The organism is Yinghuangia seranimata (genome assembly GCF_029953285.1).
Lineage (GTDB): Bacteria > Actinomycetota > Actinomycetes > Streptomycetales > Streptomycetaceae > Yinghuangia > Yinghuangia seranimata.
In genome coordinates this window covers 101,257-114,622 of the sequence record NZ_JASAOI010000010.1, presented here as the reverse complement: position 1 = coordinate 114,622, position 13,366 = coordinate 101,257, and the positions used below count along the sequence as shown (strand labels likewise).

The following is a 13,366-nucleotide window of genomic DNA, read 5'->3' as shown; positions in this document are numbered from 1 at the left end:
CCAGGGGAGGAAGGCCCGATGGACCTGATCGAGACGCGGCTCGCCGACGACCGCGAGCTCATCTACTTCTACGACAAGACGGCCCCCGAGGCCGGCGTGCCCGCCGACCGGCGCGTGCTGCCGGAGGTCGCCACCGCGACCGAACTGCGGTACGACGCGCTGCGCGGCGAGTGGGTCGCGATCGCCGCCCACCGGCAGGGCCGCACCCACCTGCCCAGCGACGACCAGTGCCCGCTGTGCCCGTCCACCCCGCAGCGGCGCACCGAGATCCCCGCGCCCGCGTACGACGTGGCCGTGTTCGAGAACCGCTTTCCCTCGCTCGCCCTCGACGTCCCGGAGCCGCCTCCCGGCTCCGAGCACCGCGCGGGCCGTGGCCGCTGCGAGGTGGTGTGCTTCACCAGCGACCACGACTCGTCGTTCGGCAAGCTGACCCCCGAGCGCGCCCGCACGGTCGTCGACGCGTGGGCGCACCGCACCGAGGCGCTGTCGCAACTCCCGGACGTGGAGCACGTCTACGTCTTCGAGAACCGCGGCATCGAGATCGGCGTGACGCTGTCCCACCCGCACGGGCAGATCTACGCCCTGCCGTTCGTCCCGCCACGGGTCCGCCGCACGCTCGACGTCGTCCGCGCCCACCGCGAGGCCACCGGCGGGGACCTGTTCGCGGACCGCTTGGCCGCCGAAGTCCTCGCGCAGGTACGCGTCGTGGCCCGCACCAGGCACTGGACGGCCTTCGTCCCGATCGCCGCGCGCTGGCCGTTCGAGATCCACCTGTACCCGAACCGCCGCGTCGCCGACCTCGTCGGGCTGGACGACGCCGAGCGCGACGACCTCGCCCGCGTCTACCTGGACGTGCTGCGCATGCTCGACGGCGTCTACGGCGTGCCCATGCCGTACATCGCCGCCTGGCACCAGGCGCCCGTGCGCGGCGCGGACCGCGAACTGGCGTGGCTGCACCTGGAGTTGTTCTCGTCGCGGCGCGCCCCGGAGAAGCTCAAGTACCTGGCCGGCACCGAGTCCGGCATGGACGTCTTCATCAACGACATCGCGCCGGAGCGGGCCGCCGAGATGCTGCGCGCGGCCGGCGCCGGCCCGGAGGGGACGCGATGACCGCCACCTTCGCCGACGCGTTCGGCGGCCTCCCGAAGCTCGCCTGGCGGGCCCCCGGGCGCATCAACGTCATCGGCGAACACACCGACTACAACGACGGGTTCGTGCTGCCCGCCGCCATCTCCTACGGGGTCACCGCGAGTGTGGCGCCCCGTACGGACGGGCTGCTGCGCATCGCGTCCGCCCAGATCGGCGGCGACCCCGCGGTCGTCCCGCTCGACGTCCTGGCGCCCGGCATCGTGCGCGGCGGCGCGGCCTACGCCGCGGGCGTCGTCTGGGAGATGAAGCGGCGTGGCCTCCCGGTGGCCGGCGTCGACATCCACCTGGACGGGAACGTCCCGCAGGGCGCCGGTCTCTCGTCGTCGGCCGCGCTGGAGGTCGCCGTCGCGACGGCGCTCGACGAACTGTGGGGGCTGGCACAGGACCCGCTGACGCTGGTACGGATCGCGCAGGCCGCCGAGAACGACTTCGTCGGCATGCCGTGCGGGATCATGGACCAGTCCGCGGCCATGCTGTCCCGCGCCGGGCACGCGCTGTTCCTCGACACCCGCGACATGGCGACCCGTCAGGTCCCGTTCGACCTCACCGCCTACGGGCTCGAGATCATCGTCATCGACACGCGCGCCCCGCACCGGCTCGTCGACGGCGAGTACGCCAGGCGCCGCCGCAGCTGCGCCAAGGCCTGCGACATCCTCGGCGTGTCCGCGCTGCGCGATATCGGAATCGACGACCTGGCCCGGGCGTTCGCGGTCCTCGACCCCGTCACCTCACGGCGCGTCCGCCACGTCGTCACCGAGAACGAGCGTGTGCTCACCGCGATCGGGCTGCTCGACGCGGGCGAGGACCCGCGGGCCATCGGCCCGTTGCTCACCGCGTCGCACCACTCGCTGCGCACCGACTACGAGGTGACGGTGCCGGAGCTCGACACCGCCGTCGAGGCCGCCCTCGCGGCGGGCGCGCACGGCGCGCGCATGGTCGGCGGCGGCTTCGGCGGCTCGGTCATCGCGCTGGTCGACACCGGGCAGCGCGACCGCCTCGCCCAGGTCGTCACGGCCACCGCGGAGCGGCGGCGGCTCGCCGAACCGGCGCTGTTCCCGGTCGTGGCGGCGGACGGCGCGCACGCGGTGGACGTCCCGGCGGCGTCCGGCGCCTCCGCGGGGACGGGGCGGGCGGGAGAGTGAGCGACGGCGTCCACCAACAGGCCGCACCCTCCGCGGCGGGCGAACCCACCGTCCGGCAGGAGCCGTTCGGGTCCGCGCCCGACGGCACGCCCGTACACCGCTGGATCCTGGAGAACCCGGCCGGCGTCCGCGTCGAGGTGATCTCGTACGGCGCGGTCATGCGCTCGTGCCGCGTCCCCGACAAGAACGGCTTCGCCGACGACGTCGTCCTCGGGCTGCCCCGCGTGCTCGACTACGCCGTGGACGACGCGTACCTGGGCGCGGTCGTCGGCCGCTACGCCAACCGCATCGCCCGAGGCACGTTCACGCTGGACGCGGTCGCGTATGAGCTCCCGCGCAACGACCGCGGCCACACCCTGCACGGCGGCCCCGACGGCTTCCACCGCCGGGTGTGGTCCGGCGTCGGCTTCACCGAGCCGGGGCAGGCGGGCGTCCGGCTCCGGCTGCGCAGCCCCGACGGCGACATGGGCTTCCCCGGGCGGCTCGACGCCGAGGTCACCTACCGGCTCGACACGGCCGGGACGCTCGCACTCGACTACCGGGCCACCGCGGACCGGACGACCGTCGTCAACCTGACCCACCACGCGTACTGGAACCTCGAGGGGCGCGGCCGCGACGTGCTGCGGCACCGGCTCGCGGTGGCCGCCGACGCGTACCTGCCGGTGGACGGGGAGGGCATACCGTACGGCCCGCCCGAGCCGGTCGCCGGGACCCCGTTCGACCTGCGCGCCGCGGCCCCGCTCGGGGACCCGGTACGCGCCGACCACCCGCAGACCGCGGCGGCCGGCGGACTCGACCACTGCTTCGTGCTGCGCGACGGCGGTGACGAAGGCGGTGACGGCGGATCCGGACCCGCCCTGCGGCACGCCGCCACGCTGACCGACCCCGCGTCCGGCCGGACCCTCGAGACGTGGACCACCGAACCCGGCCTCCAGGTGTACACCTCCAACGCCCTCGGCGCGCCGTTCGCCCCGCACGCCGCCGTGTGCCTGGAAACCCAGCGCTTCCCCGACGCGCCCAACCGTCCCGAGTACCCGACGGCCGCGCTGCGCCCTGGGGAGGTCCACCGCTCCACCACGCACTACCGCTTCACGCACCTGAGCACCTGAGCACCTGAGCACCTGAGCACCTGAGCACCTGAGCATTTGAAACCCTCTCCATCCCACTCCGCGAAGGGACTTGTGAAGGACACCGTGAAGAGACACCTGCTGCGGTCCGTGCTGGCCGGCGGGTTGCTGGTGGGGGCGCTCGCCGCGCCCGTGACCGCCGCGACACCGGATCAGGGCGCCACCGGCACGGCCGCGGCCGCCTCCGTACCGCTCGCCGACACGTGGAAGGGCCCGCTGAGCACGCGCGGGCGCTACATCGTCGACGCCGACGGGAACCGCTTCAAGCTGAAGTCCGCCAACTGGCACGGCGCACAAGGCTCGTGGACCGGGTCAGGGGACATCAACGACCCGGCGAACCACAACTCGCGGGAGAAGTCCGACGAGATGCCGCTCGGCGTCGACCGGGCGCCGATCGCGAAGATCCTCGCCGACTTCCACGCGCTGGGGGTGAACAGCTTCCGGCTGCCGTTCTCCAACCAGATGCTCCACGACACCACCCCGGTCTCCGACGCTTCGGTCGCGGCGAACCCGCAGCTGCGCGGTAAGACCCCGCTCCAGGTGTACGACGCGGTCGTCGCCGCGGCCACCGCCGAAGGCTTCGCCGTCGTGCTCAACAACCACACCAACACCTCGCGTTGGTGCTGCGGCCTCGACGGGAACGAGCGCTGGAACACCAGCCAGTCGACCGACCAGTGGGAAGCCGACTGGCTGTTCATGGCCAAGCGGTACAAGGACAACAAGCGCGTGGTCGGCGCCGACCTGTACAACGAGGTCCGGCGCACCATCACCGACGACGCGAACTGGGGCTGGGGGGACGGCCACGACTGGTACGCCGCGTCCCAGCACGTGGCCGACCGCATCCTCACGGAGGCCGACCCGGACCTGCTGATCGTCATCGAAGGCATCAACTGGCAGGGTGTCCCGGCTGACGGGCTCCCGCACTGGCGGCCCACGCTGGAGCCGACCCGGACGCTGTCGCACACGCTGGTGGCGTCGAACAAGCTGGTGTACTCGGCGCACTTCTACGGCTACACCGGCCCGAACCACACCGGCGCGACCGGCACGGGCGAGACCCACGACCCGCGTTACCGCGAGTTCAGCCGCGGCGACCTGTTCGCGACGCTGCAGCGGCAGGCGTTCTTCGTGGCGGCCGACACCGGGCAGCACTACACGGCGCCGGTCTGGATCAGTGAGTTCGGGGTGGGCGCGGACGACACGAACCCGCAGTCCCGGACGTGGTTCGCGAACTTCGTCGACTACCTGATCGCGAACGACACGGACTTCGCGTACTGGCCGGCCGTCGGCTTCGCCGGGCAGAACCCGTGGAACCTGCTCGACTACGACACCGCCGGCAACCGCTCGGGCATCCTCGACGGCGGCGACTGGCGGGTCACGGACTGGCAGCGCCTGGTCAACGCCTCCGGCAAGACCGGGCCCGTCGCGGCCGTGGACACCTGGGACATGCTCGACCTCGACCACAGCGACCAGGTCGAGTCGGCACGGGTGAAGGCGCAGGGCGACTGGGACTCGGGCGCGCGCAAGGGCGTGTGCCCGGACGGGCAGCGGGTCATCGGCGTGTCCCACAAGGACGGCCGCGGGCTGTGCACGGACGCGGGTGCGGCGGGGCTGTCCGCCACGTCCGCGCCGCTGACCGTGGTGCAGGACGAGCGCTACGTCCAGCAGGGCGACTGGGCCGGCGGCTACACCAAGTTCCAGTGCGGGCAGAACCAGTTCATGATCGGCTACAGCGTGCGCGGGCAGGCCGTGTCCGGTGTGCTGTGCGCGACCGCGAACCGGGCGCTGCCGACGACCGGGCGGACCGTGTGGTTCGACCGGGGCGACAACCGCCCGGCCGGCAACCCCGGCGGCGAGTTCGCGTCCGGCAACTACAAGGGCCAGTGCGGCACGGACGAGTACATGGCCGGCATCGCCTTCACCGGGGCGTACGCCAAGGGCAAGACGCCGGACGGGATGCTGTGCCGGAAGCTCTGACGGGGGACCGGTGCGCCCGACCCGTGGGCGAGCCTGTGAACCGTTGATCCGTTGATCCGTGCTCGACCGCATCGGCCGCGTGGACCCGCCTTGGCGGGACCGCGCGGCCGATGTCGTCGTGTCCGGAGAGGCCGGGAACACTACGGCCGCGCGAGTCGTTGATGACCTACAACGATATTGCTGATCTACGGATCATCTGCGGGCGAGGAGTGTGCGGCCGATGGCAGGACGTCAGACGGCACGACGACTGGCGGTAGGCGGCGCGGCGCTCGCCGTCGCGGGATGGGCCGCACTGCGGAACGTCCCGGCGGAGCTGGGCGGCACCGCAGAGGGCGAACGGCTCGAACGCATGCTGCGCTCGCCGCGCTACCGCGACGGCGCGTTCCACAACCCGGTGCCGGCGAGCCTCGTGCAGCCGCAGAACTCGCCGGGACTGTTCTGGCAGCTGATGCGGGAGCAGGAGCACCGCCGCCCGGCCGGGCCCGTGCCGCTCGTCGCGACGCCGGACACCCCGGCCGCGGGGCGGGACGGGCTCAGCGTGGTCTGGTACGGCCACGCCAGCGCCCTCGTCGAGATCGAGGGACGGCGGGTGCTGCTCGACCCCGTGTGGAGCAAGCGGGTCTCGCCGTCGCAGCTGGTCGGCCCCGCGCGGCTGCACCCGGTGCCGGTCGCCTTGGAGACCCTGCCGTCCGTCGACGCGGTGCTGATCTCCCACGACCACTACGACCACCTCGACCGGGCCACCGTCCTGGCCCTGACGGCCGCGCACACCGCGCCGTTCCTCGTCCCGCTCGGCATCGGCGCCCACCTGCAGCGCTGGGGCGTGCCGGACGAGCGGATCATCGAACTCGACTGGGAGGAACGGGCGGAGGTCGCGGGCCTGACCTTCACCTCGACCGCGGCCCGGCACTTCTCGGGCCGGACGCTGCGGAGGAACGACACCCTGTGGGGCTCGTGGGTGATCGCGGGTGACGCGCACAAGGTCTTCTACGCGGGCGACTCGGGCTACTTCGACGGCTACGCCCGGATCGGCGCGGAGCACGGCCCGTTCGACCTGACGCTGATGCCGATCGGCGCCTACAGCGAGAACTGGCCGGACATTCACATGAACCCGGAGGAGGCGGTCAACGCCCACCTGGACCTGGGTGGGGAGTTGCTGCTGCCGGTGCACTGGGCGACCTTCAACCTGGCGTTCCACGCGTGGACCGAGCCGGTGAACCGGCTGTGGGGCGAGGCCAAGGCGAGGGACGTCCGGATCGCCGTGCCGCGCCCGGGCGACCGCGTGGACGTGGCGGACGCCCCGCAGCTGTCGGCCTGGTGGGAGCTGACGGGGCAGGCGCCGATCCACGCCTGAGCCGCGGGCCCGCGGGCCCGGCCACCCCCCGTCGAGGTGGGTCGAGGTGGTCCGCCCGGCGCAGCCGTGCGTGCCCGCTCAGGACTCCGGGGTCGGCTGCGGCGCCGGCTCGTCCGTCATCAGGAACAGCACCACCGTCCCGCCGATCGGCACGGTTCCCTCGGCGTGAGGGGCGTGGGCGGCTTCGTGGAGTTCGGTCATCAGGGCGGCGAGGCGGGTGCGGAGGGCGTCCCAGTCGGCCGGCTTGAGCCACAGTTCGGCGTCGGTCGTGACCCCCGGGGCGTCCGGGGCGCGTCTGCCCGCCCGCTCGCGCAGGTTGTGCGCCAGCGTCTCGGCGAGCAGGGGCATGTCGACCTGCTGGTCCGCCAGCGGGGTTCCGCGGACGGCCTGGTAGCGGCGTTCGGCGCCGCCCCGGGTCGACCGGGTCTCGGTGAGGACCAGCAGCCCGGCCGCGTCGAGCGTCCGCAGGTGGTGGCTGGCCAGGGCCTGGGAGACGCCCAGTTCGCGGGCGAGTTCGGCGGCGGACTGCGGCGTGGCCCACAGCAGGGACATCATCCGCAGCCGCGTCGGGTGCGCGAGGGCGCGCAGCACCGGGTCGTTGGTCTTCGGCTGCCGTGGCATGCACACAGTCAACCACAACCGCCAAGCATTGACTTGGAGGTCGTGGTCGCGGCAGCCTCGTCCGGCATGACGACTGGTGCTGTCCGCGTGCTGCGGGACCGAAACGCCGGGCTCTATCTCGGCGGCGTGGTGGTGTCCGGGTTCGGGACGTCCGCAATGGTGCTGGCCTCGGGCGTGTGGGTGAAGACCCTCACCGACTCGAACGCGCTCGCCGCGCTGACCGGCGTGTGCCTCTGGCTGCCCACGCTGTTCGGGCCGGTCATCGGCGTCGCCGCCGACCGCGTCGACCGGGCCCGCCTGTTGGTGCGCGGCAACCTCGCGATGGGGCTGGTGCTGTGCGTCCTGCTCGGCGTGCGGTCCGAGGACCAGGTGGGGATCGTCTTCGGGGTGCTGCTCGTCTACGGGGTGAGCGGCGTGCTGCTCGACGCCGCCGAGGCGGGGCTGGTCGCCACCACCGTTCCGGCCGAGGTGCGGGGGGACTTCAACGGCCTGCGCATGACCGCGAACGAAGGCATGAAGCTCCTCGCCCCACTCGCCGGCGCGGGGCTGTTCGCGCGGTACGGAGGCCATGCGGTGGCGGCGCTGGACGCGGCGACGTTCGCGGTCGCGGCGCTGGCGTTCACGTGCGTGCGGGTCGAACGCGCCGGGCGCGAGCCGTCGGTGGAGACCGAGTCCGACCGGAGCTGGCGTCGCGACACCGTCGAAGGTGTTCGTTACCTGTGGTCCCACCCCGCCCTGCGCCGCCTGGTCGGCGCCGGGGCGCTCACCATGGCGGCGGCCGGGCTCAACGGCGCGGCGGTCTACGCCGTGGTCGACGAAGGCCTCGAGCGCGCCCCCGAGTTCGCGGGCGTGCTGTACGCCGTCCAGGGCGCCGGGTCCGTGCTCAGCGGTGTGCTCGCCGGCCCGCTCATGCGCCGCCTGTCCGAACGAGGCTTCGCGGCGGCGGGGATCGCCGTCTTCGGAGTCGGCGTCGCGATACGGGCGTTCGGCGACACGACCCTCGTGCTGACCGGCAGCGCGCTGGTCGGCGTCGGCCTGCCGTGCGTGATCATCGCGGCCATGACCGCGGTCCAGAACCGGACACCCGAAGGGCTGGTCGGGCGCGTGGCGGCGACCGCGGGAACCGTCGTTTTCGCCCCGAACGCCGTCGCCGCGGGTGCGGGCGCCGGGCTCGTCGCGGTCGTGGACTACCGGGCGGTGCTCGCCGCGGCGGTCGTGGTCACAGCGTTGGCCGGCGGCCTGCTCGTACGCCGGGCCGCCGTCCTCGCGGCTCAGTCCTCGTCGTAGTGGCGGGCCTCGAGGACGTTGCCGTCCGGGTCCGTGAAGTAGAACGTCCGCGGCGCGAACCCGCGCGCGCCGAACGAGTCGGTGATGCCGACCGAGGTGTCGCCCCCGTCGGCCTCGACCCGCGTGCGCAGCGCCTCGTAGTCGGCGAACGGCAGAGCGATGCACAGGTGGTTCACGGGGTGCCCGGACGCGCCCGGGGTCTTGAAGTTCTCGTCGATCTTCGCCGCTCCGGACTTGGCCATCAGGTCGACGATCGCCGTCGGGGACACCCGCACGCTGGGGAACGGCGCGTCGCCGTCCCGGAACTCCTGGGCGCGCACGCCCTCGAAACCCACCACGCGCTCGTAGAAGTCGAGCGAACGCAGCTGGTCTTCGACCCAGATGACGAGGTGGTCGATGGTCGCCTGCACGCCGACACGTCCTTACCGTCGAAACGGGACAAAGCTACGGAAGCCAGGCGGCCTCCGGATCGTCGAACATGGTAGCCGGGTCGGGCAGGATGACCGCGCTGAGCGGCTTGACCATCCAGTCCCGGTCGATCCGCACCCGCATGACCCGCTCCATGAGCGCCAGGCACGACGCGCCCGGCGCCTCGGTGTCGGGCCGCACGCCCTCCGCCCAACGCGGCAGCGGGACCGCGGCCCCGGCCGGTATCCGCCGGGTGTCGACCGGGTCGAAGACCACGCGCACGTCGCCGTCTTCCGCGTACATCACCTGGTGGTCGCCGTGCATGTCCCAGTACGCGCTGAAGAACCGGCCGCCGCCCGCGGACGCGCGCCGGGCGATCTCCGGGATGCTGCCGTGGTAGCCGGTGTTCTCTATCGTCACCACGCAGGTGCCGGTCGAGACGATGAGCATGGGGTGGAGGGAGCCGGCCTCGGGGAGGGCCAGCATGTCGCCGATCTGGCGGAACGTCATGAGGCGGCGTGCCGCTTGGCCGCCTCCGCCGAACGCCCGGACCACTTCGTCCTCGGTGCGGCCTGCGACGACGGTGATCGTGAGTGCGACGAGACCGTCCTGTTCCGCCCACCGGTAACGCTCCACCAGCGTGTCCAGCATCGGACCCTCCAGCTTGTCGTGATCGTCCCCACTCCAGCATGCCCGCCGGGTGCGACAGACGCGGGTGGTTCACGCAACGCGAACACCCGTCTACCCAGAAACCGGTCGCTCGAACGGTGCGGTATCGCCGTCAGTCGATCAAAAGTGTGATAGGCGGCGACGCCTTTCGTTCATCAATCGCCGGAAATGAGCACGCTCAGGTGGTCGCGCGCAGCATCCAGCGCGGCGCCGTCCGGACCCGGGACGATCCTCCGCAGATCGACTATCCCCGGACCGAGGGTACGCGCCGCGTCGGTACGGCCGAGCCGCAGCCACAGCGACTGTGCGGCGTCGGCGGCCGAACGGGCGCCGGGAGCGTCCGGATCCACCGCCGCCGCGACGCGCTGCGCGAGCGCCGCGTACTCGCGCGCGGCCGTCGCGAACAGACCGGCCGCGGCGGTCAGATGCGCGCGCACCTCGTACGCGTTGAGCGTGTACGGATGCGCGGGCCCGTGCCGCGCCTCGACACCGCGGGTCAGCTCCTCGGCGAGGGTGAGGGCCTCGATGTGGTTCTCGTGCGCCGTCGCCTCCTTGATCGCGGCGAGGTACGCGCGGACCTCGGCGGGGGGCGGGGCGACGGGGGGTTCGGGCGCCGGGTCCTCGTGGGGCGCGTCGGGCTCGGGGTGCTCGGAGGCGGGGGTGGTCGCGGGTTCGGGTTCGGGCGCGACGGGGGCGGGGGCGTGATCCGTTGTGGGTTCGGGCTCCGGTTCCGGATTGGGGTCCGGTTCGGGTTCCGGGTCCGGTTCCGGTGCCAGGACGGCCGGTTCGGGGTCGGGGTCCGTCGCGGATGCGGGCTCCGGCGCGGTGGATTCGGGCGCGGGTTCCGTCGCCGCTTCGGATTCGGCTTCGGGCCCGGGTCCGGACTCGGGCTCGGGCTCGCGCTCGGGCTCGGATTCGGCGTCCGCTACGGCGGGTTCGAAGCCGGCTTCGGACGCGCGTTCCGGCTTCGGTTCGGGCGCGTGGTCGGCTTCGCTCTCGCTGAGGGCCGGTTCGAGCGCCGCCATGCGGGCCTTCGCCCCCGCCAGCCCGCGACCGCCGGGGCCCGGCACGTGCTCGCGCAGGGCGACCAGGCGACGGCCCGACGCCTCGGCGGCGGCAGCGTCCTCGGGATCGGCCAGGCGCAGCCACAGCGCGTGCGCGTTGTCGACGGCCGCGACCGTGTCCGGGTGATCGGACCCGCCCGCGGCCAGCCGGGCCTTGGCGATGCCGAGGTACGCCTCGACGGCGTCGGCGACGTCGCCCGCCTCGGCGGTCAGATACGCCCGGATCTCCCGGACGTTCAGTGTGTGGGGGTGGTCCCGGCCGACGTCGGCGGTCAGCGCGTCGATCACGGCGTCGGCGGCGCCGAACGCCTCGGCGTACCGGCCGTCGGCGGCGATCGCGGCTATGTCCGCCAGCGCCTCCCGCAGTTCGGGTGGCGGCGGGAAGGTTTCCTCGCGCGCGTCGGGGGCCGGGTCGGGCCCGGGAGCCGTCGTAGCCTCGGGTTCGGCCTCGGGCGTGGTGTCGGGCGCCCGAGCTTCGCGGGACGGCGTCGCCGCGGCCGGCTCGGCTACGGGCGCCGCCAGCGTGGCCAGATGCTCCGCGGCGGACTCGCGGGCCCGGGCGTTCGGCCCGAGTACGAGTTCGCGCAGCGCCACGACGGCCGGACCCGACGCGCGGGCCTCCTCGAGGTCGCTGACACGAAGCCACAGCGTGTACGCGGCGTCGGCGGCGGCACGGGTCGTGGCGTGGCCGGGACCGTGGATGCGGGCGCTGCGGCGCGCCGTCTCCGTGTAGACCTCTACCGCCTCGCCGACGTGGTCCGCCCGGGCGGCGAGCCAGGCCCACGTTTCCAACGCGTCCAACGTGTCGCGGTGTTCGGGGCCGAGGCCGTACCGCGCCTCCATGTCGTGGGCGAGCTCGCGCACGAGGTCGAGGGCGACGTCGTGCTGTCCGCCGGAGACGAGACCACGCAGCTCGTGGACGCGCTGCCGGTAGAGGTACGGCCCGGCGGCCGCCGCGTGCGTCGCCGAACGGTCGGGGCTCTCCGACCGGGGAGCCGCGGCGGACGAGGGGGCACCCACGTGGTCGGCGGCGGATCCGGCGTCGGCGGAGGAACGCGCGGACGGCACCCATTTGCCGACGCCGCGTCCGTCCGACGAGCCCGAATCCGGGGCCGGCGCGTGAATGCCGTGCGCCTGTGCGGCGGTTTCCTCCGGTTGCACCACCGGCAGGACCTCGGTCGTCGCTTCGTCCCACAGCGGGTCGTCCTCGAGGTCGGCCGCGGCCGGCGAAGGGAACTCGGGCTGCCGCGGCTGAGTGCTGGGCGCGGGTTCGGCGGGGGAGGCGGCGGCCTGCGTCCAGGCCGGTTCGGCCGACGGTTCGGCCGACTCCCGTGTGTCGTCGGCGGGTTGTGGATGCCGCCACATCGGCAGCGCGTACGCCGGGCCTGTCGGCATCGTCTCGGCCGCGTCGGGTCCCGTCGTCTCGGCCTGCCGCGTGGCTGCGGCCTCGTCGGACCGCCGTACGGTCGGCGCCGGCTGAGTGACCGTCATCTGTGCCTGCGGCTGCGGCCACGCGGCCGGTCCGCCCCCGTTCGCCGGGCGTGCGGCCGTCGGCGTGCCGGTCGGGGTCAGAGACACCACGTACTGCGTCGTGTCCTCCGCCGGAAGCCGGTTCACCAGCGCCAGCGCGGTCCCCGGAGGCGGGACGATCTGCACCGTCGCGGCCGGAAGTTGTGCTCGGCTGAAGACCTCGGGGTGCATGGTCGCCGCGTCGACCAGCGCCGGGCATCCGATGAAGCCGCGGCGCGCGGCGACCGTCAGCGTGCGGGTGAAGGCGTGCGCGGGTTCGTGGTGCGTCGGCGACGGGGTCAGCACGCCCCACAGCGGCAGCCGGTCGGCGAGTACGCCCGGGGACGCGTACACCTGCCCCCGAAGTTCCTCGGACGCCGTCAGGTCGGCGATCACGAGGGTCTCGCGCGGGTCGCGGATCCGCAGGGTCTCGGCGAGCCAGGCCCACGGCAGTCCGTCGTAGCGCACGCTGTTCGACGTCGAGTCGCGCAGCGTGACGTGCAGTTCGCCGCGTCGGTCCGGCATCAGGTGCCCGGTCAGGAAGACCAGGACCGGGCCGCGCGTGACCGAGGCGCGCTCCAGGTATCCGCGTACCGTCTGCGGCCCCGAACCGGCCGGCAACTGCACGACGTCGGCCGGTGCGTCGGGGACGAGGATCTGCGGCGGGAGCCCGACCCAGCCCGCGAGCGCCGCCTCCGAGTCCTCCAACAGGCGGCTTTTGCGCCGCCCGTGACCGACCCCGGCGACGAGCAGCACGAACCCCCGGCGCTCCGCCGCGCCGTGGTGCCCGCGTCCGTGGTCCGCGATCCCGTTTTCCGCGCTGTTCTGCCTGGACATTGCCTACCCCCGCGCGATGACGCGATTCCGGCCAGCAGCGGGAACCTACCGCACGTCCCGATGCACCCGGTATGCCCGAACGGCCGTCCCCGCGTCCAACCTTCCGGTAGTGGCCGCGAGTTGGCCGGATACCGGGCACAATGCCCTACGTCTCGCACGCTTATGCGGTTCGGGGTGGTCGGAGGTACACCGGCTGGACACACGGGGGTGGCGTCGGGGCAGGAT

General features: G+C 73.4%; 10 protein-coding genes. 6 read left to right on the top strand and 4 right to left on the bottom strand.

Features of this window, described 5'->3' with window-relative positions:
• Positions 1-18 precede the first annotated feature (18 nt).
• The 5 genes from galT to QI554_RS06755 all read left to right on the top strand — a co-directional run bounded on the left by galT (position 19) and on the right by QI554_RS06755 (position 6,746).
• Positions 19-1,110, top strand: a complete 1,092-nt coding sequence (gene galT / locus QI554_RS06775; protein ID WP_281466964.1) for a galactose-1-phosphate uridylyltransferase — start codon at positions 19-21, stop codon at positions 1,108-1,110.
• Entirely contained in the window at positions 1,107-2,291 is a 1,185-nt protein-coding gene (gene galK, locus QI554_RS06770) for a galactokinase (RefSeq protein WP_281466962.1), read from the top strand. The genes galT and galK overlap by 4 nt, the downstream gene beginning before the upstream one ends.
• On the top strand, positions 2,288-3,400 hold the full coding sequence (locus QI554_RS06765) for an aldose epimerase family protein (RefSeq protein WP_281466960.1): 1,113 nt from the start codon (positions 2,288-2,290) through the stop codon (positions 3,398-3,400). The genes galK and QI554_RS06765 overlap by 4 nt, the downstream gene beginning before the upstream one ends.
• Before the next feature lie 84 nt (positions 3,401-3,484).
• The gene (locus QI554_RS06760) at positions 3,485-5,392 is read left to right on the top strand and encodes a glycoside hydrolase family 5 protein (protein WP_281466958.1); all 1,908 of its coding nucleotides are present in this window, start codon (positions 3,485-3,487) and stop codon (positions 5,390-5,392) included.
• A gap of 220 nt (positions 5,393-5,612) precedes the next feature.
• A complete protein-coding gene (locus tag QI554_RS06755; protein ID WP_281466956.1) occupies positions 5,613-6,746 on the top strand; it encodes an MBL fold metallo-hydrolase in 1,134 nt (377 codons plus the stop codon).
• 78 nt (positions 6,747-6,824) lie between these two features.
• Here the strand turns inward: QI554_RS06755 and QI554_RS06750 are convergent, their stop codons facing one another.
• Positions 6,825-7,367 (bottom strand): ArsR/SmtB family transcription factor, encoded by a 543-nt coding sequence (locus QI554_RS06750; RefSeq protein WP_281466953.1) that lies wholly within the window; start codon positions 7,365-7,367, stop codon positions 6,825-6,827.
• Between the two features lie 66 nt (positions 7,368-7,433).
• Between QI554_RS06750 and QI554_RS06745 the strand changes: the two genes are divergently transcribed.
• A complete protein-coding gene (locus tag QI554_RS06745) occupies positions 7,434-8,654 on the top strand; it encodes an MFS transporter (protein ID WP_281466951.1) in 1,221 nt (406 codons plus the stop codon).
• Here QI554_RS06745 and QI554_RS06740 read toward each other — a convergent pair.
• From QI554_RS06740 to QI554_RS06730, 3 genes are all read right to left on the bottom strand, one after another.
• On the bottom strand, positions 8,639-9,064 hold the full coding sequence (locus QI554_RS06740; protein ID WP_281466949.1) for a VOC family protein: 426 nt from the start codon (positions 9,062-9,064) through the stop codon (positions 8,639-8,641). The two genes, QI554_RS06745 and QI554_RS06740, sit on opposite strands and share 16 nt — an antisense overlap.
• A 34-nt stretch (positions 9,065-9,098) precedes the next feature.
• A complete protein-coding gene (locus QI554_RS06735; protein WP_281466947.1) occupies positions 9,099-9,713 on the bottom strand; it encodes a DUF6461 domain-containing protein in 615 nt (204 codons plus the stop codon).
• 173 nt (positions 9,714-9,886) lie between these two features.
• Complete coding sequence (locus QI554_RS06730; protein WP_281466945.1) at positions 9,887-13,141, bottom strand: hypothetical protein; 3,255 nt, start codon at positions 13,139-13,141, stop codon at positions 9,887-9,889.
• Positions 13,142-13,366 lie beyond the last annotated feature (225 nt).